The sequence below is a fragment of the Actinoalloteichus sp. AHMU CJ021 genome, assembly GCF_002895405.1.
Taxonomy (GTDB): Bacteria; Actinomycetota; Actinomycetes; order Mycobacteriales; family Pseudonocardiaceae; genus Actinoalloteichus_B; species Actinoalloteichus_B caeruleus.
Map to the genome: position 1 here is coordinate 6,178,045 of NZ_CP025990.1, position 18,373 is coordinate 6,196,417.

Annotated in this window: 16 protein-coding genes, 1 pseudogene and 1 CRISPR repeat array (1 of these 18 cut by a window edge); of the genes and pseudogenes, 8 read left to right on the plus strand and 9 right to left on the minus strand. The window is 69.8% G+C overall.

What is annotated here, in order from left to right; all coding sequences use genetic code 11:
• Nucleotide 1: 1 nt before the first annotated feature.
• Nucleotides 2-325 carry a hypothetical protein gene (locus tag C1701_RS25505; protein ID WP_103056784.1) on the plus strand — a complete coding sequence of 108 codons (324 nt, stop codon included), beginning with the start codon at nt 2-4 and terminating at the stop codon, nt 323-325.
• A 179-nt stretch (nt 326-504) separates the two neighbouring features.
• On the opposite strand, the gene C1701_RS25510 is transcribed toward C1701_RS25505, so the two are convergent.
• Nucleotides 505-1,647: a restriction endonuclease subunit S gene (locus C1701_RS25510; RefSeq protein WP_337661963.1), complete on the minus strand. Its 1,143-nt coding sequence runs from the start codon at nt 1,645-1,647 to the stop codon at nt 505-507.
• A gap of 227 nt (nt 1,648-1,874) precedes the next feature.
• Entirely contained in the window at nt 1,875-2,096 is a 222-nt protein-coding gene (locus tag C1701_RS25515) for a hypothetical protein (RefSeq protein WP_337661964.1), read from the minus strand.
• A gap of 95 nt (nt 2,097-2,191) precedes the next feature.
• Here C1701_RS25515 and C1701_RS27915 point away from each other — a divergent pair, with 95 nt between their 5' ends.
• Both C1701_RS27915 and C1701_RS25520 read left to right on the plus strand, forming a co-directional pair.
• Nucleotides 2,192-2,428 carry a hypothetical protein gene (locus tag C1701_RS27915; protein WP_337661965.1) on the plus strand — a complete coding sequence of 79 codons (237 nt, stop codon included), beginning with the start codon at nt 2,192-2,194 and terminating at the stop codon, nt 2,426-2,428.
• A gap of 421 nt (nt 2,429-2,849) precedes the next feature.
• The gene (locus C1701_RS25520) at nt 2,850-3,047 is read left to right on the plus strand and encodes a DUF397 domain-containing protein (RefSeq protein ID WP_103056786.1); all 198 of its coding nucleotides are present in this window, start codon (nt 2,850-2,852) and stop codon (nt 3,045-3,047) included.
• A 154-nt stretch (nt 3,048-3,201) separates the two neighbouring features.
• On the opposite strand, the pseudogene C1701_RS25525 reads toward C1701_RS25520, so the two are convergent.
• From C1701_RS25525 to C1701_RS25535, 3 genes and pseudogenes are all read right to left on the minus strand, one after another.
• A pseudogene (locus C1701_RS25525) lies at nt 3,202-3,465 on the minus strand (citrate/2-methylcitrate synthase); the annotation flags it as partial.
• A gap of 10 nt (nt 3,466-3,475) precedes the next feature.
• The gene (locus C1701_RS27920) at nt 3,476-3,799 is read right to left on the minus strand and encodes a hypothetical protein (protein WP_337661966.1); all 324 of its coding nucleotides are present in this window, start codon (nt 3,797-3,799) and stop codon (nt 3,476-3,478) included.
• A gap of 865 nt (nt 3,800-4,664) precedes the next feature.
• The gene (locus C1701_RS25535; protein ID WP_103056787.1) at nt 4,665-5,651 is read right to left on the minus strand and encodes a LysR family transcriptional regulator; all 987 of its coding nucleotides are present in this window, start codon (nt 5,649-5,651) and stop codon (nt 4,665-4,667) included.
• A gap of 83 nt (nt 5,652-5,734) precedes the next feature.
• Here C1701_RS25535 and C1701_RS25540 point away from each other — a divergent pair, with 83 nt between their 5' ends.
• The 4 genes from C1701_RS25540 to C1701_RS25560 all read left to right on the plus strand — a co-directional run bounded on the left by C1701_RS25540 (nt 5,735) and on the right by C1701_RS25560 (nt 13,445).
• A complete protein-coding gene (locus tag C1701_RS25540) occupies nt 5,735-6,463 on the plus strand; it encodes an SDR family oxidoreductase (protein ID WP_026418033.1) in 729 nt (242 codons plus the stop codon).
• Nucleotides 6,464-7,454: 991 nt separating this feature from the next.
• Nucleotides 7,455-8,696, plus strand: a complete 1,242-nt coding sequence (locus C1701_RS25550; RefSeq protein ID WP_103056788.1) for a cytochrome P450 family protein — start codon at nt 7,455-7,457, stop codon at nt 8,694-8,696.
• A 37-nt stretch (nt 8,697-8,733) separates the two neighbouring features.
• On the plus strand, nt 8,734-9,987 hold the full coding sequence (locus C1701_RS25555; RefSeq protein ID WP_103056789.1) for an activator-dependent family glycosyltransferase: 1,254 nt from the start codon (nt 8,734-8,736) through the stop codon (nt 9,985-9,987).
• A gap of 749 nt (nt 9,988-10,736) precedes the next feature.
• Nucleotides 10,737-13,445 carry a LuxR C-terminal-related transcriptional regulator gene (locus C1701_RS25560; RefSeq protein WP_337661967.1) on the plus strand — a complete coding sequence of 903 codons (2,709 nt, stop codon included), beginning with the start codon at nt 10,737-10,739 and terminating at the stop codon, nt 13,443-13,445.
• A 666-nt stretch (nt 13,446-14,111) separates the two neighbouring features.
• Here C1701_RS25560 and C1701_RS25565 read toward each other — a convergent pair.
• Nucleotides 14,112-14,879, minus strand: coding sequence for a thioesterase II family protein (locus C1701_RS25565; RefSeq protein ID WP_103056791.1), 768 nt, complete (start codon nt 14,877-14,879; stop codon nt 14,112-14,114).
• 538 nt (nt 14,880-15,417) lie between these two features.
• Between C1701_RS25565 and C1701_RS27925 the strand changes: the two genes are divergently transcribed.
• Nucleotides 15,418-15,582, plus strand: coding sequence for a hypothetical protein (locus C1701_RS27925; RefSeq protein ID WP_337661968.1), 165 nt, complete (start codon nt 15,418-15,420; stop codon nt 15,580-15,582).
• 907 nt (nt 15,583-16,489) lie between these two features.
• On the opposite strand, the gene C1701_RS25570 is transcribed toward C1701_RS27925, so the two are convergent.
• From C1701_RS25570 to C1701_RS25575, 3 genes are all read right to left on the minus strand, one after another.
• Nucleotides 16,490-17,083 (minus strand): DUF3558 domain-containing protein, encoded by a 594-nt coding sequence (locus C1701_RS25570; RefSeq protein ID WP_103056792.1) that lies wholly within the window; start codon nt 17,081-17,083, stop codon nt 16,490-16,492.
• Entirely contained in the window at nt 17,080-17,202 is a 123-nt protein-coding gene (locus C1701_RS27930; RefSeq protein WP_337661969.1) for a hypothetical protein, read from the minus strand. The genes C1701_RS25570 and C1701_RS27930 overlap by 4 nt, the downstream gene beginning before the upstream one ends.
• A 255-nt stretch (nt 17,203-17,457) precedes the next feature.
• Nucleotides 17,458-17,910: a DUF3558 domain-containing protein gene (locus C1701_RS25575; protein ID WP_103056793.1), complete on the minus strand. Its 453-nt coding sequence runs from the start codon at nt 17,908-17,910 to the stop codon at nt 17,458-17,460.
• A 10-nt stretch (nt 17,911-17,920) separates the two neighbouring features.
• Nucleotides 17,921-18,373: direct repeats of the CRISPR family, unit length 28 nt; unit sequence GTCGTCCCCGCGCACGCGGGGCTGTTCC (it continues 246 nt past the right edge of the window).

Consider the following 18,373-nt stretch of genomic DNA (forward strand, 5'->3'; position numbering starts at 1 on the left):
GGTGCGCGGACGCACGGGCGGCAACCCGTTCTTCGTCCGTGAACTGGCCCGCCTGCTCCTCGCGGAGGGGACGGAGGCGTTGGCCGAGGTCCCACCCGGGGTACGGGACGTGGTCCGCTACCGCATCACCCGGCTGCCGGCGTCGGCGGCGTCGGTGCTCTCGTGGGCCGCCGTCATCGGGACCGAGTTCGACGTGGCGGTCCTGGTGGCGGTGGTCGGGGCCGAACAACGGGTGTTGGACGCCCTCGACCTCGCGACGGGCGCCGGGTTCCTGGTCGAGGGCGGTGTCGGAAGGCTCAGCGTCCCGCGCCCCGCCCGCTGGTAGGGGCGCCAGCCGACCCCGGTGGCCCCGACACCGACGGTGGGTCGGGGCCGGTCCGGCCCTGGGACGACCTACCGGCGCCGTCCCCGGGACTCGCCCGTCCCGGGGACGAGCGGATTCCCGACTTCCGGCGCGGCGGCCGGGGATCCGCGAGGGGAGAGCAGGTGGTGGGTCGGACGGGCTCACTTGCGGGAAAACGGGTACGCCCGGATGGGGGACCGGGGTAGCGTGCGACCGGCCCACGGCCGGGGAACCTCCCGGGCGGAACCTCGGGAAGGACGACCTGATGCGCGAACTGACCTACATCGTCGCCAGCACCCTGGACGGCGTTCCTCGATTCCCCGCCCACTCGCGGCGGACACGTCGAACTGACCGGTAACAGCAGCAGTGATAAGAGCTTGACGACGCTCGGACAGCAGGTTAATTTGCTGCTTCATCGACGCAGTGAGCGCCGCCATCCACGAAAGATCTTTCTCAGCGTTCTTCGCACGATACCGCTGCTCCTCCATGCCAAGCAAGGGCACACGAAAACTCAAAATTTTTCCACTGCTCGTGGAGGCAAGGTTCGTTGTCTTCGAACCAGTCATCTCGAAGTAAGATCGAGCGAGCGACGTTCGCGTCAGCAGCGCGAGATATTTCCCCAACAGTTTCGAGCCTGGCCGAACCGCAAAAACGTGGTTTTGATGAAGACACCCACGAATCTCACCGGACCACACTGTTCCTCGACCAAGCTTGTCAAGATCACCACCTTCAGTCATTAGTACATCCCCCGGCCTCAACTCAAAACGTCGCACAGATGTCCGATCGATCATTATTTCTTTCACTTCAGACAATTCGAGACATCCCGCTTGAACATTGGCCACCCGGAGGTAGGGGCGAGTCACCGCATCTTTAGAAATCCGCCCACCGTCTACCGTCACCCCTGACTGCACGCGGCACAACCTCCCCAGGCGCACCATCGGATCGCCCTCTTGTACCAAGAAATGATCCATGGCTGCCTGTTTACGCTCCTCAAAAAGCTCAAGTTGACCTTGTCGCATACTGACAACCTGATCGATGCGGGCAGTCTCGGCGTCGAGGAAGTCGACGATGCGGCGCTGCTCCTCCAGCGATGGATATGCAACGCTCAGGTGCATAACATCTTCCGGCGAAACACGTTGATGGCTCCTCGTAACAGACTGCACTTGTGAATCAAGGGCCTGCCGCGTCGATTCAGCCTGCAAGAAATAGAACAAGAATCGCGACTCAAGAACTTCCACTGGCTCAATGCCGACAAATTCGGTCGACGACACGATCGGATCATTGGATTTTTGAACGATCAGCACTCTGCTCTTACGAGGATTGAGCTTGCTAATCAAAACCTCCCCACCCCGAAGTCGTAGCTTTGCAGACCTAATCGAATCAGGCCCTTCCTCTCGACCTGTTCCGTAAGCATCTACCGACGGGATGCTGTAGTGCACCACGCGACCACCAAGGTCACCAGGGTCAACAACGTGTCGTCGTTCGACTCCTAGAGACCAGAGCGGTGCCACGCTCCAAGTGACGTGGGCGCTCACTCCGTCACCTCTCCCAGCAGTGCCTGGATCTCGGCCTCAAGTGCCTTCAGTTCGGTGTCGATCTCCGCGAGGGGTCGCGGCGGCTCATACACGTAGAAGTGCCGGGTGACTGGGATCTCGTACCCGATCCTCGTCTTGGTGTGGTCGATCCAGGCGTCCGGGACATGCGGGAGGACCTCCCGCTTCAGGTACTCCTCGGTGTCCTCGTGGAGGGGCACGTTCTCGTAGTCACGAAGTTCGGGGTCGGGTTCGGGCTCGCTCTTGACGGTCTGGACCTCGCCTTCGGGGTCGCGAACGCCGATGGCGGCGCGCAGTGCCTTGGCGAACGGGGCACTGGGTTGACGCCGGTCCGGCCGGGGAGCCCCTCGCCGCGGTCCTGGAGCTGTCCTCGGAGTCCGGGGTGCCCGAGGTGGGGGCGGCTGGCGAGGGCGCGTTCGGCGAGTCGCTGGCGACGGTGAGCCTGGTCGGCGGGGTGACCCTCCTGGCGGTGCCAGTCGTGGCCTGCCTCCAGGTGCCCCGGTCCCTGGACCTGACGAGACAGCGGCACTGATTGGGCGGCTCGCCCGCCGCACCCACCAGCACCCCGACCGCGTTCGGCTCGCGTGTCGGGGCAGGGTGGTCGGTGCGGGCGGCCGGTCGGGACGCCCGGCGGAGGAGGTGGACGGTCGTGGGGCGGCACCAGCGTTCGACCGCAGGTGCGGGTCCTTCCTGGCCCCACCCGGCCAACCACCCACCGGGCCGGCGGGCACCCCGCCCAGCCGTCAACGCGAGCCATGCTCGCGACGGCTACGGACGAGCTTGGTCACCGTGCTAGGCCAAACAGGGGCGGCGGCATACCAAGTCGACCGATAGCCCACCCTCCGACGAACCGGCAAGCTGGGTAACTGGTCCCTACCTGCCGAACCGGGAACCCACGCGGGTCGCACCACACCTCCCGGCCGACGTGGTTCCCCTCTCCGAGGACGTGGCGCGTGAACGCTGACATGACCCTGACCAACTGGCGGAAGTCGAGTCGGAGCAGCAACGGTTCCGACAACTGTGTCGAGGTGGGTTCCACGTCGACCGTGGTGGCTGTGCGGGACACGAAGAACCGTGCAGGGGGAAAGCTCGTCGTTGACCACGAGGTGTTCGCCGCCTTCGTCGGCTCCCTGAAGCGGGACGGCGTCTGAGCTGGCTGCCCGCTCGGTCCGCCGCCCCGGTCCACGTTGTGCGCGTGGATCCGTTCGACGAGTTCCCTATACCCGGTACGGAACGCACGCCGTGGTCGAGGGCGTCCAGGGCGCGGTCCGGCGCGCCACCGTGCAACGGGCCGGAGAAGGCCCCGACGGCCGCGACCACGGCCGCCACCAGATCGGCGCCCGTGGAGGCCACCACCCTGCCGGTGAAGGTCGACGCGTTGAAACCGTGGTCGACCGTGGACACCAGGTAGCGGTTGATCGCCGCGACCTCGTGCTCCGCTGGCTCCTCCCCTGTCACCTGGTACAGCCAGTTGGCCGCGGCGGAGAGGCCCTGGCGCGGCTCCAGCGGTTCGAGCCCCACCCCGAGGCGGTACAGCGCGGCCAGGATGGTCGGCGTCACGGCAGCCACCCAGAGCGCGTCAGCCCGCCGCTGCTCCCCGCTGGACCACCTCCCGATGCCACCGGAACCGGGCGGCCACCGCGTCCCCGGCTGCCGCCCCGCCCCTGGTGGGCGCGGTGCCGCGACCCGACGCGACCAGGACGCCCAGGACCTGGTCCCACGCCCAGTCCTCCGCCGCGCCCGTCTCCTCCGGGTTCGTTCCCCGTGCCACCAGCCACCCCCGCCCCGTGACCCTGGCGGCCAGGGCCTCCGCGAGGGCGGTCTTGCCTCCGCCCGCTTCCCCGGTGACCAGCGCGAGGACCAGCCCGTCCCGTGCGACCGCGTCCGCCGCGGCGCCATCCACGGCCGCCAGTTCAGCATCATCGGCTCCAACCGGTACGCGCGCAGCGCCGGCAACGACGGCTCCGAGGTCCTGGTGTCCTCCGGCACCACGTACTTCCAGTACCTGTTGGGGCGCCCGGAGGTCGAGTTCGACTTCGGCGAGATGCGCCCCCTCGTCATCAACGGCTCCGGCGGGGTCATCTACGGCTCGGTCGAGGGTGGCGTGACGTCGGTGGACGACCTCTTCACCCCCTCGACGCCCCTCCAGTACGGCGGGATCAGCATCACCGGCCTCGACCTCAGCGCCGTCCTCGCCTTCGAGGTGTTGGGGCTCGACGTCACCTCCACCTTCGGCTTCGAGGGGCGGGGGCCGGCGCGGCTGGCGATCGAACGCGGCGAGCTCAACGTCGACTACCAGACGACGTCCGGCTTCCTCACCCAGGTGCAGCCGCTCATCGACGAGGGCCGCGCGGTCCCCCTGATGTCGCTGGGGCAGCTCGACGACGCCGGCGAGGTCGTGCGGGACCCGAACGTGCCGGACCTGCCAACCGTGCCCGAGGTGTACGAGGAGCACTACGGCGAGCCCCCCTCCGGTCCCGGCTGGGACGCCTACAAGACCTTCCTCGCGGCCGGCTTCTCGTACCAGAAGGGGCTGTGGGTCCGGGGAGACGGCCGCTCGGGCGACCCGAACAGCATCCGCTCCACCGACTCCCGGTGGTCTCCGGCGGGAATCGCGCCTGGGTGGTCCGCACCTGCTGCGACCGGAGCGGCGGGCCGGCTGCGTCCCGGTGGCTCGCGGTCGCTCTCCGCCCGGGGCGGGCGACGTCGGGAGCCCGTGCCGTGGACGGGAGGAGTCCTCCTCGACCAGCCACACGAGGCGCTGTCGGTCACCTCCCGTCCCGTTCGAGGGGTTTCGCCTCCCTCCCATCGGCGGGGGTTCGCTGCCCCCCAGCCTGGTGGGCCGTCGACACGATCATGCCGGGACACGCGGGCGCCGTCCGGCTGGGAGGCGGGGGTGGGGTGTCGCGGAGCCTGGCGGCCGTGGCGACGAGCGATGCGACGGCCGGACTGTACCCGCTGGGAGGCCAGGCGATCACCGTCGTTACCCGTGGCGCGTCGATGACGGGCACCGCGACGTGCGCGGGCCACTGCCAGGCACGGCTGGAGGCGGGGATGACCAGCAGCGTCCTGCCCAGCGCCACCAGCTGGGCGAGTTGCGACTGGCTGCGCACCTCCGGTCCGGGCCCGTCCGGGTAGGACCCGTCGATCCGGGGCCACCGCGCGATGGGCAGGTCCGGTACGTCCTGGACGTCGGCCAGCGTGAGCTGCTCGAGCGCCGCGAGCGGATGCCCCGCGGGGAGCAGCGCGACCTGACCTTCGACACAGAGGTCCTCGGTGTCGAACCCGGCGAGGTCGTCGAACGGTCGGTGCATGACCGCCACGTCGGCGCGCCCGTCGCGCAGCAGCCGTGCCTGCTCGCCGACCTCACACGGCAGGACCTCGATCGGTACCGCACCAGGTTCGTCGTCCAGCGTGTCGAGGAGCCGTCGCAGCAGTTCGTGGGATGCCCCGGCCTTGGTCGTGAGCACCAGCGGACGGGCCGGGTCCCCGGCTCGCCGCGTCCGCCGCGCGACGGCGGCGACCGCGTCGAGGGCCACCCTGGCCTCGCGGAGCATGACTTCGCCGGCTGCGGTGAGCGCCACGCCACGACGGTTGCGGTCCAGCAGGGAGACGCCGAGCCGTCGTTCGAGCTGGCTGATCGCGCGGGAGAGCGGTGGCTGCGCGATCCCGAGCCGGCGGGCGGCGCGTCCGAAGTGCAGTTCCTCGGCGGCGGCGACGAAGTACCTGAGCTGGCGAGTCTCGAGGTCATGCACGAACGAAGCCTACCGACTGATACCTGCCGGGTATCAGAGCCTACGGACTCGATCTTGGACACCGACCGGGCGACGCGGGAAGCATGGATCAGGTGAACGACACGAAGACCGCGCTGGTCACCGGCGCGAACAAGGGCATCGGCTTCGCCATCGCACAGGGCCTCGGGATGATCGGCTTCACCATCGCGGTGGGCGCGCGCGACGACACCCGACGCGAGGACGCCGTCGACCGCCTGGGTGCCACCGGTATCACGGCGTTCGGGGTCTCCCTCGACGTCACCAGTGACGAGAGCGCCGGCGCGGCGGCCGAGGCCGTCGAGCGGAGGGCGGGTCGGCTCGACGTGCTCGTCAACAACGCGGGCATCGCCGGTCGCGCCGACAATGGCAGGCAGGACCCGACGACGCTCGACCTCGACGTCCTCCGCACCGTCCTCGACACGAACGTCCTCGGAGTCGTTCGGGTGACCAACGCGATGCTCCCGCTGCTCAGCCGCGCCGACGCACCACGCATCGTCAACGTGTCGAGCACCATGGGATCGCTGGCACTGGGTGCCGGCGGACCACTCATGGCCGCGTACGCACCCTCGAAGTCCCTGCTCAACAGCATGACCGCGCAGTACGCCCGCCGGCTCGCCGACACCCCCGTCATCGTGAACGCGTGCTGTCCCGGCTTCGTGGCGACCGACTTCACCGGCTTCGACGCGCCCCGGACCCCCGAGCAGGGCGCCGCGATCGCCATCCGGCTCGCCACCCTCCCCGACGACGGGCCCCGAGGCGGTTTCTTCGACGACGGCGGCACCGTCCCCTGGTGATCCCGACATCGGGGCCGCGCTCCTGACCCGAGCCGGCGCCGGCGACACACCGAGCTGTCGATCGACTCCGGCGCGACCACACCCCGACCGAGGCCTGACCCGCCGACTGCCGGACACCGCCCCGCGTCCCGTCAGCCAACCCACCGCCCGCCGGCACACCCCGCAGTGGGGCATGGACGGGGAGCGGCCCGCCCGAACACCTCCCGGCGACGGTCCGGAACGGGCCATCCGACACCCCGCCCCGGACCGGCACACGCGGCCCCCGCGCCAGGCCTGACGGGCTGGGGAGCGTGGGCGGGCGTGCCCGCATCCGTCGTCGTGGCGCGCCTGGCCCCTCTCGCTACCCACCCGAACGACCAGCTCGAACGCGTCGCCCGATGTGTGCGCCAGCCGACCGACATGCTCGGGCGTGCCCTGCCCACCGGTGCTCGTCGTGGCCGTGGGCAGGAGGACGCGCGCCCGCCTGACCGTTTCAGGTGATTCCTCACCCCGGACGGGTGGCCGTGTGCGGAGCGCACCAGACCAGGCGGGCGCGGATGTGTGGGCCGAGGTGGAAGCCTCGAAGCGCGCTTTCCGGACAGGGAGGTGGTCTTGCCCGCTCCGTTGGGGCCGACCAGACCGAAGAAGGAGCCACTCGGCACCGTCAGGTCCACTTGGCTCACGGCGTCGACGTCACCGAACGTCTTTCGCAGGCCACGAACTTCCAGCGCGGGTAATTGCTCATCAACCACTGACGGTTGGATATTCTCGCTGAGCTGTTCAGTCATATATATGGCCACCAATGGGGTTGTGGCGGTCAATTGATGAAGATCCGATGCCAGACCGTGCTGGCACTTCATTGAAGTGCGGCCATCGTAGCCGATCGGGTTGTCGCTCCGTAGGCGGTCGAATACCCCTGCTCCCAGGGGAGAAGTAGGGGTTGAGCCGCCATGCTGGTGCGGCTTAGCGTCCCTCGCGGGTATGTGGGTCCGGCGGTAGGGAAAGGGGCCCGATGACGCGGCTGACGGACGAGGAACTCGGCCATGAGCTTCAGATGAGGCGTGGTGTCGTGTGGTTGACCGGCACCCTGGACGATCCCTACGCACTGCTGTTGAAGGGCAGGCACGAGGACCTCGCCGGCCTCCACGCCGAGGTCCGTCGGCGTGGCCCGCTCTACCGGAGTCCGCTTGGGGCGTGGGTGACCGCGAGCCACGAGGTCGGGGCCTCCGTGGTCGGGGACCGGCGGTTCGGCGTGCGCAAACCCGACGGCCAACGCATCATCCCCCGGCTGGTCGAGGTCGACGACTCCTTCGCCGGCCTGGACGGGGACCGGCACCGTCAGCTCCGAGCGTTGTCCACCCCCTTCCTCATGGCCGGGACGGAGGACGCCTACCGGGACGGGCTCGCGTCGGACTGCCGGGGCCTGCTCGACCGCATCGAGCGGCCGGGCGGGTTCGATCTCCTCGCCGACGTCGCGGGGCCGGTCGCGACCGCCGCCATGGCGCGACTCCTCGGGATTCCCACCTCCCACCGCACGAGCTTCGACGAGCACTGTGCCCGCATCGGGTTCTCCGTCGACGTCCCCTCGTTACGCGTGGCGCGGGAGCTCGGGACGGCGGCGACGGGACTGGAACGCCTCTTCCGTGACCTGGTCGACCGGCGTTCGGCTGATCCCGCCGACGACGTGGTGAGCGGGGTGATCGCCGCCGCCGAGGCAGTGGGCGTCGCGACCGAGGACGTGCTCGGCCTGCTCGTGATGCTCACCGCGATCGGTGTCGAGGCGACGCGCAACCTGATCGGCAACGCGGTGCTCGCCCTGCTGGAGGACCCGGCGCGGTGGGCGGCGTTCCGCGACGAGCAGGACCTGGTCTCGAAGGTGGTCGACGAGACGCTGCGCTACGCTCCACCGATCACGCTGCTCAACCGGATCGCGCACGTGGACGTCGAGGTCGCGGGCACGCGGCTGCGCGCGGGCAGTCGGGTGGTCGTCCTCGTCGGCGCCGCCAACCGTGACCCCGAGGTCTACCCGAGACCCGATGTCTTCGACCTGGACCGCCCGCCAGGCCCGACGCCGTTGTCCTTCGGAGGCGGCCCGCACCACTGCCTCGGCCGCCACTTCGCACGGACGGTCACCGAAGTGGCGTTGCGGGCGTTGGCGAGCGGCGCGCCGGCACTGCGCACCGAAGGGGAGGTCCTGCGAAGTCGGTGGATGCCGAGCACACACCGGATCCTGCGGTTCCCGGTGTCGGCCTAGCCACCGCCGGACCAGGACGAATCCGAGGAGCGCGCGAATGCGGGTCTTGTTCACCACCTACGCCGAGAAGATGCACCTGTACAACCTGGTCCCGATCGCCTGGGCGCTACGGACGGCCGGGCACGAGGTCCGGGTCGCCAGCCAGCCCGAGCTGACCGGTGCCATCACCGAGGCCGGACTCACGGCCGTGCCCGTCGGCACCGACAACAAGGTCCAGCAGTCGATCGGTCGCTGGGGCGAAGCGGCGATGTCGCACCCGGAGATCGACCTGGCCGAGAACCGGCCGGAGCGGCTCACCTGGGACTACGTCTCCGGCATCTACACGGTGACGGTCCCGTTCCTGTACTCGGTGGTGAACAACGACTCGATGGTGGACGACCTCGTCGCGTTCTCCCGCCAGTGGCGGCCGGACCTCGTCGTCTGGGACATGTTGTCCTACCCGGGCTCCGTGGCCGCGAGGGCGTGCGGCGCGGCGCACGCCAGGATGATCGCGGGACTCGACATCCTGGCACGGATGCGGTTCACCTTCCTCGACCGGATGCGCGAGCAGCCGCCCGAATGGCGCGACGACCCGCTGGCCGAGTGGCTGACCTGGACGTTGGCGCGCTTCGGATGCGACTTCGACGAGGAGGTCGTGAACGGCCAGTGGACGATCGACCCCACCCCGGATCGCATGCGGCTCCCGCTCGACCTGAACTACCTCCCGGTTCGCCACGTCGCCTACAACGGACCGTCCGTCGTCGCCGACTGGATCCGGGAGCCACCCCGGCGACCGAGGGTGTGCCTGACGCTCGGTGTCTCGGAGCAGTCCCGAACGGGTGGGCAGACCCGGTCGGTGACCGACCTGCTGGCCGCGGTCGCTGACCTGGACGTCGAGGTCGTCGCCACGCTCGACCCGGCCGACCACCCGGGCCGGGTGGGGGTGCCGGACAACGTGCGGCTGGCCGGTTACGTTCCGCTGCACGCGCTGTTGCCCAGCTGTTCGGCCATCGTCCACCACGGTGGCTCGGGCACGATGTCCACGGCACTCGGACTCGGGGTGCCGCAACTGGTCGTGCCGAAGTACTGGGAGTCGGTCGAGCGGGCGAGCCGGCTGGAGGAGCTGGGCCTCGCGATCTCGGTGCCGGCGGCGGAGCTGACGCCGCAGGCGTTGCGGGATGGGCTGAGCCGGTTGCTGACCGAGCCGGCGTTCCGGGAAGGGGCCGGGCGGATCAGTGACGAGATCGGTGCCATGCCGAGCCCGAACGAGATCGTGCCGGTTCTGGAGAAGCTCACCTCGGAACACCGATGACCTTCCCGTGAACCCGAGTGGGAGCGTTCCCGGTGAACTGACCGGGATGCACGACCGCTCTCGGAGGGATTTCCTGGTGGGTCGGTCTTCGGCTGGTCCTGACCACCGGTGAACCGTTCGGCCACCCGACTGGACCGAATCCTCGGTGCCCCCGGCGGTAGTGCCATCGTGGGGATCAGCGCGACAACCGGGCTCCGGCCGGGGACCCGTCCGACCAACGGGGTCGGTCGGTGTTCCGGGAACGGTGTGACCGGTCACCCGTGATCGGCGAGGCCTACGCGTCCGCCGTGGACGGAACCCCGCGGCGGGACGGCTGTCGCGATCGCGCATGGACCGGACTTCGTGTCAACCCCTGTCCGGCACCCCATAGGGGTTTGCGATGGCTTCGAGGGGCGGGACAGAATCGCCCCCGGCTTGCGAGGTTCCGTGGACCATCGGATTCGTGTACGGGCTGGGGGTGGACACCGGGTGGTCGGCTGGGGTGGTCGAAGTCGGAGCGATGTGGTAGATCGGCCGACTGACACGGTGGGACTCGCCGGCGGGTGGGTAACGCCCCTGACCTGATGTCGGTCCCGTCACGGCGGAACGCGTTCTCCAGAGCCCGGAATTCCGCTCACCACCGATCTCCACACGTGTTCGCTGGGCGAACACGAACAGTCGGAGCAGCGGGGTGTCCTCCTGTTTCCTCGCGCACCGACACCACGGGATTCGAAGCCAAGGTCGGTTGCTTCTGGATTGGGGGACGAACGGTGGAACTGCTTGAGAGGCACGCGGAATCAGCGGCACTGCGACGCGCCTACCACGACGGTGGGGGGGCCGTCGTCCTGGTCAGTTCCTGTGTTGGCGGCGGGAAGACCGGGCTCCTGCAGTCGTTCGGTGAGTACGTGGCCTCGGCGGGCGGTGTGGTGGTGAGCGTCGTCGGCTCCCGGGCCGAACGAACCTTCGGATTCGGTGTGCTGGAACAGGTGGTGGCCAGCCCGTCGCTGTCATCGCAGGTGAGATGCCGATTGCGTGACCTGCTCGACAGGGCGATCGGAGGCGGCGCGGCGCCCCAGGGCGGTGAGTCGGCTGCCGTCGAGGTGTTCGTGGACGCGTTGGGCGGCGCGCTGGCGGACCTGGCGTCGGAGCAGGGAATCACGCTGTGCGTCGACGACGTGCATTTCGTCGACGAGGTCTCGTTGCGTTGTCTGTTGTCGGTGCAGCGCCGCATGGTCGCCGCCGGTGGGGTGGTGGTCTTCGGTGAAACCCCCCAACTGGCCGTGACGCATTCCCAGGTGCACGCGGAGTTGATGGACCAGCCGAGGTACCAGTGGATTCGCCTGTCCCGCCTGTCACGACCGGGAGTCGCGGCGGCGGTGACACGGCGGCTCGGCGACACGCCGCCCCCCGTTGTCGAGGCGTGTTGTGAGGCGACCGGTGGAAATCCGCGCCTGGTACGCGCGGCACTGGACGATCACGCGGCGGCGGAGGAGCACTCCGAACTGGTGGTCGGCCTGACGTTCCGGCACGCGGTGCTGGCGTGCCTGTGCCGACTGGATTCGCGCGTGTTGGAGGTCGCCCGCGGCATCGCGGTGCTGGGCGAGCAGGCCACGCCGGACCGGTTGGTCAAACTGCTCGGGCTCAAGGCCGGGGTCGTGCGGCGCTCGGTGGAGCTGATCGCGGCGATCGGATTGGTGCGCACGGACCGGTTTCGCCACCCGGCGGTGCGGGAGGCCGTGCTCGGAACGCTCCCGCCGGAGGACCACACCCGGCTGGCCTCGCGGGCGGCCTGGGTGTTGCACCAGGACGGCGCCGACGCGACGAGCGTGGTGCGGCACCTGTTGGCGGCTGAGCAGGCCGAGCAGACGTGGATGATCGGTGTCCTGCAGGACAGCGCGCGGCAGGCACTGGCTGACGGCAACGCGGGCACCGCGGTCCGGTGCCTCGACCTCGCCTCGCGCGGCATCGTGGGGGACCGGGAACGAGCGGAGAACACCGCGAGACTCGCGGCCGCGGAGTGGCGGATGAACCCATCGGCGGCGGCGAGCCACCTCGGCACGCTGACACAGGCGATGCGGGACGGTCTGCTCGATCAACGCGAGATCGTCGCCTTGATCAAGTACCGGCTGTGGTTCGGCGAGGTGGATCAGGCCGCGGACGTCGTCGCCCGGCTGGTGGCTGGCGGCACGTTGCTTGACTGGCCGTTGGTGGCCGAGCTGCGAATCGCCCATCAGGTGTCGCACTTCGGGAAGTCCCCGATGTGGGACCTGTTGGACAAGGTCGGGCCGGGCCCGGTCGACAACGAGGTCGTCACCGGCAGCGCGCAGATGGCCGTGCGGCTCATGACGCTGCTGCTGACCAACGGCTCGCAGAAGCAGGTCGTGACGGCCGCGGAACAGATCCTGCTCAACAGCCAGGTGGACGAGTCGAGCTTCGAGTCCGTCGTCTGCGCCCTCCAGGCCCTGATCCAGGTCGACAGGCCCGGAAAGGCCCTGGACTGGTCGACCAGGTTGCTGGACCTGCCGATCATCCGCGGTGCGAGCACCTGGCGGGCGGTCCTGTCGGCGATCAGCACGCACGCGGCGGTCCGCTGCGGGAAACCGCCCCGGGCGACGGCGTTGGCCACGTCGATGTTCGCGACGCTGCCCGTCCACAGCTGGGGGTTGACCGTCGGACTGCCCCTGTCCGACCTGTTGCACGTGGCGACCGCGCAGGGCGCCACCGCCGAGGCCGAGCAGGTGCTGCGGCAGGTCGTTCCGGAGCGGATGCTCAGCACCTGGTCGGGACTGCGCTACCTCCGGGCCAGGGGCCACTACTACCTGGCCCACAACCGGGTGTACGCCGCGCTGGAGGACTTCAGGCGCTGCGGCGACATGATGACCGCCGAGGGAGTGGACATCCCGGCGGTCATCCCGTGGCGCGCCGACATCGCACAGGCGTACCTGCGGCTCGACCTGCGTGAGAAGGCCAAGAAGCTCGTCGAGCAGCAGTTGGCCCTGCCAGGTGCGTCCAGCGCGCGGGTGCGCGGCGCCTCGTTGCGCGTGCTGGCGTTGACCAGCGAGCCACCGCAACGGAGGAAGCTGCTGGAGAAGGCCGTGAACCTGCTCCGGGAGAGCGGCGACCAGGTGGAACTGTCGATGGCCCTGTCCGACCTGCACACCACCGGACACCGGCCGAACCAGCCCTCGGTGCCCGCGTTGCTCGGTCGCGGCACCAGCAAGGCCCCGGTCATCGATCTGCCCAGACACGATCGGGTGAGCACCCTGCCGCGGGGTGAACAACTGTTGAGCAGTGCGGAACGCCGGGTCGCCGACCTGGTCGCGCTCGGGGACCAGAACCGGAACATCAGCACGAAGCTGCACATCACCATCAGTACGGTCGAGCAGCACCTGACCAAGATCTACCGCAAACTCGGAGTGGCCAACCGGAACGAACTGCGCGCCAGGTTGGAGATCGGGAACGGGGTGAGGTCGGACTAGTCCGAGGACGTCGGGTCCCGCCACGTCCCCGGGACGGTGGGCGGTGGTCGTGGGTTCGGTGGTGTGGCCGAACGGGTGGAGGTGGCCGGCCCCACGGCGAGCGACGTCCGGCGGACCGCGCCGAGCACGGGCTCGGGAACGGTCTACCGCACGCGAGCGAGCTGGTGGTCGAGGACCGTTCCGCGATCGTTCGACGGGCCGAGCGCGACTCGCGCGCACCGTCGGAGACCTGGGGGTGGGGCTACCCCAGGCGCGCCAGGTCCTCGTCGACGGCTCCGGCGGTGTGCGCGGGGCCGTCCGGTGCCCCAGTGGGCGCCGCGGATGAGGAGTTCCACGATGTCCCGGGAGTACTTCGCCCGCGATCGGGCCCGCTGGTCGCCGCTCCGAACAGGTCGTGCCGGCCCGTCGGAGGCCGAGGGCACCCCCACGACCGGTGGACCGGAGAGGCCCGTCGGAACCCGGTAGCGGACCCGCCACGCCCCCGCTCGCCGGTGCCTCCGGCACACGGATGTCCCCGCCGGACCACCGGACGGGAGGCAAGGAGGTAACCGAGGTGTGAAGCCGTCACCCCACCCGGGCGGTCCGGGCCGGACTGGTCGTGATCTCGGGGCCAGGTCTGGGCGGGCCGACACCCGCCGGTCACCCTCCGGTGGCCGCGGTCGTTCGTCAGGTCCTCGCCCGGCCGAGGCGATCGGTGATCTTGCCCAGGATCGTCGGTGCGTGCTGGTCGAGGTAGAAGTGCCCACCGGGGAACACGTCCAGCACGAACTCGTCGTGGGTGTGGTCGGCCCAGGCTCGTACGTCCTCCACGGCGGCCTTCGGGTCCGAGTCGCCCACCATCGCGTGGATCGCGCAGTTCACCCGGGGACCCGGCTGGTAACGGTAGGTCTCGATCGCCGTGTAGTCGTTGCGGATCGCGGGCAGGGCCATGCTCCTGAGCTCGGCGTCCATGGCCCGCATGTTGGTGCCCCCGAGCGCCGCGACGTCCTCGAGCAGACCGGCGTCGTCGCGCAGGTGCACCCGCTCGTCGCGGTGGACGCTGGGCGCTCGCCGGCCGGAGACGAAGAGCCCGGCAGCCACGAGCCCGGCCCGCTCGAGTCGCACCGCCACCTCGAAACCGATGGCAGCCCCCATGCTGTGCCCGAACAGGGCGAGTGGGCGCTCGGGTTCGTCCCCCACGACCTTGATCAGCTCGGCGGTGACCGCGTCGGCGAGCTGCTCGATCGTGCGCAGGAACGGTTCCGCACGACGGTCCTGGCGGCCGGGGTACTGCACGGCCAGGACCTCGACGTCGGGCGCCAGCGCCTGCGACACGGGGAAGTAGTAGCTGGCCGACCCGCCCGCGTGCGGCAGGCAGACCAGCCGGGGAGGGCTGCCGGGCGCCGGGTGGTACCGGCGGATCCACAGGTCGGTCGTACTGTTGGTGTCGAGCATGTGCCCATCTTTCGCTTGTCGCGGTGACGTCCCAGGACCGTGCTCGTGGTGGGCCGTCCGCTCGTGCGGCGTGTCCTCGCGCCGTGCGCCGACGACGAGTTCACCTCAGCCCACCGACTCGACACCGTCGCGACGAGTGCTCTGGCGCCCATCACGGTGCCGGTGTCCGGGTGACACGACAACCCCTAACTTTCGAGGTGGGATACGAGATCCGGCACGGCCGTTCCGGGGTGGCGGGCGCAGTTGGGGCGGGTCGAGGGGTACCAGGCGGCTGACGGCGGCCGCACCGATCCGCGTCGTGCTCGTCGCGGGAGGGCGGCGGGAACCCGCCCGCCGAGCGGGTCGTGGCCGCTACTCCCGACCTCGACCCTCGTCCTCCCCAGAGGAGGACGAGGGTCGAGCCGGTTCAGTTGCCGACGCCGAGGCCGGACATCATCGGGGTCGGGTACCGGTCCCCTCGGGCGGCTCCCGGTGGCACGGCACCTACCAGGGGCGGCGAGGACACCCCGTCCTGATCGGGCGTGCCCACTGGGCGGGTGTGGCGCGGTCGGCCGCCGGCGACACCGGTGCCCGCCCCTACCTCGCCCGGCGGAAGGTCACGCTCGTGGAGTGCGGCGACGTCGGCGACCCGGTGGACGTCGACCTGCCCGAGGACCTGGAGCCGTGGCGGAACGCCGCTGGCGGAGCACCCGGCACACGGTGACCAGCCACGGCGGCCCCACGACCACACCCCGCTCCGGGTTCCGAGCGGCGAGGTGCCCGCCCGGCGAGCACGCTGTACCCACGAGGTGACGAACGGCCGGGAGGACGCTCGGTGTGGTGAACTGGCGCTTCGACCGGAGGCGGTCAACGCCGAGTTGGTCTCGTTCTTCGCCGAGCGCCGCGTGCGCTGACCGGATCCGGGGGCCGGGGCCGCCAGTCGGGGGACACCGCCGGGAGCGGGTTCCCGGCCCGCATCCGGCGTTCCACCGGGTGGCCGGCCGGACGTCCCGCGCGTGACCTCGAATGCCGACCGCGCCCCCGAATGGTCGATAATCCCTGGCTCTTCAGTGTCTAGTGAAATCAACCCCGTGTGTCCTCGCGCACCACGCCCCACCAGGGATCACGGAGAAGCGTCCACTGCCCGAACCCGGCCCTCGTCTCGCGGCGGAGGGTCGACCGCCAGCGCACCCGTTCCCCGGACCGGACCAGCCCGGGCGAGTGGGGATGCCTCCCCGGCTCGTGGGCCGGGTCGGCGAGCGGCCCAACGGGCACCCCGACGCGACCTCCCCGTTGTTGGTGTCCTGTTGTTGGGTGTTGCGGGCGGAGGTGCGGATGGCGGCGGCGAGGTCCTCCAGCGCCTGGATGTGGAGCACGAGGTTTCCTTGGCCGAGGTCGGCGTGCCGACCGCCGTCACCGGGTTGTGCCTGGGTGGTCGCTGTCGCCACTGTCAGTGGTCGGGAGGAGCGTTTCCCTCCTGGCTGGCGACCGCTGCCCAGCCTCGCGTGGTGGGGGTGGGGATGGCCGAGCAGCGTGGTGGGGCGGCATGAGGTGGTTCAGCGTCCGTGAGTTGGCTCGCCGTGTGCTCTGTGCTGGGCCGGCTTTGGGTCGCCCTTTCAGCGGAGGTGTGCTCAGCTCTGCTCTCGCGGGAGTTCGGGCTCCACGACGGCGGCCACCCGCTCGGCGGCCTCGCAGGCGGCCTCCTGCGATTCGGCCCAGCTGACCCTGACCGTGACGTGGGCTGTTTCTGCGAGCTCCATGGAGATCTGGCACATGCTCGGGTCGCGGTCGTCGGTGATGAGGAGTGCGCGAAGTGGTCCGACCTGGTGTTCCGTGGAGTTGAAGTTGGTGAGGTTGAGTTCGTCCAGCGCCCAATCCTTGTCAATGTTGATGGACAGGAGCGGGCTTTCCAACGGCGCGGGTCGGTAGAGGCACATGTACGCCACACCAACGTCATCGAATTCGGCGGTGGTGGGGTCGAATCCGAGGTCGGTGACCTGGTTGTCGTCGAGTACTTGGCAGGGGAGGACGTTGGCCAGTTCCTCGGTGAAGGTCGAGTTGCCCGGGGCGGTGGTTCCCTCCGCGGTGGTGGAATTGGTGGTGTTTGCGGTGGTGGGGGTGTGGGCTTGTCCGGTGGTTTCGGTGGTGCATCCCGTCAGGACGGTGAGCAGGGTGATTCCCGCGAGTGCCGGGGTGTGGCGGTGTGGGGGTGTCCGACGGGTCATGTGAGGTGGTCTCCGGTGTTGTTGAGCAGGGTGGCGTTGTCGGTGTCCTGTTGTTGGCTGTTGCGGGCGGAGGTGCGGATGGCGGCCGCGAGGTCCTCCAGCGCCTGGATGTGGAGCACGAGGTTTCCTTGGCCGAGGTCGGCGTGCCGACCGCCGTCACCGGGTTGTGCCTGGGTGGTCGCTGTCGCCACTGTCAGTGGTCGGGAGGAGCGTTTCCCTCCTGGCTGGCGACCGCTGCCCAGCCTCGCGTGGTGGGGGTGGGGATGGCCGAGCAGCGTGGTGGGGCGGCATGAGGTGGTTCAGCGTCCGTGAGTTGGCTCGCCGTGTGCTCTGTGCTGGGCCGGCTTTGGGTCGCCCTTTCAGCGGAGGTGTGCTCAGCTCTGCTCTCGCGGGAGTTCGGGCTCCACGACGGCGGCCACCCGCTCGGCGGCCTCGCAGGCGGCCTCCTGCGATTCGGCCCAGCTGACCCTGACCGTGACGTGGGCTGTTTCTGCGAGTTCCATGGAGATCTGGCACATGGTCGGGTCGCGGTCGTCGGTGATCAGGAGTGCGCGAAGTGGTCCGACCTGGTGTTCCGTGGAGTTGAAGTTGGTGAGGTTCAGCTCGTCCAATGCCCGATCAGCGTCGAGGCCGATGGACATCAGGGGGGTTTCCATGGGGGCCACCGTGTACTGGCACGTATAGAGAAGTCCGACATCAGTGAAGTCGGCTGTGGTGGGGTCGAATCCGAGGTCGGTGATCTGGTTGTCGTCGAGTACTTCGCAGGGCAGGACGTTGGCGATGTCCTCAGTGAATGAGAATCGGTCGTGTCGCTCGTAACGCCGCAGGTCAAGAAGTGTCGTCCCCGCGCACGCGGGGCTGTTCCCGCGTCGCCGAGACCCGCCGATCTGGCGATCTTGTCGTCCCCGCGCACGCGGGGCTGTTCCGGACTCCTCGTGTACCACGGCCCGCAGTACTGGGTCGTCCCCGCGCACGCGGGGCTGTTCCGCTGCGCCCGCGCCGCACGCCGGTCCGCCGGAGGTCGTCCCCGCGCACGCGGGGCTGTTCCCCGGACGAACGCCACGCTCCGGCACCTCGACCAGTCGTCCCCGCGCACGCGGGGCTGTTCCGCTGGCGCAGATGCTGGACGTGCCACCGCGCGCGTCGTCCCCGCGCACGCGGGGCTGTTCCGTACCGGGAAGGTCCTCGGCGGAAGCCGGGGCGGTCGTCCCCGCGCACGCGGGGCTGTTCCCCCTGGCCCCGGTCCGCCGCCGCCTGATCGCCCGTCGTCCCCGCGCACGCGGGGCTGTT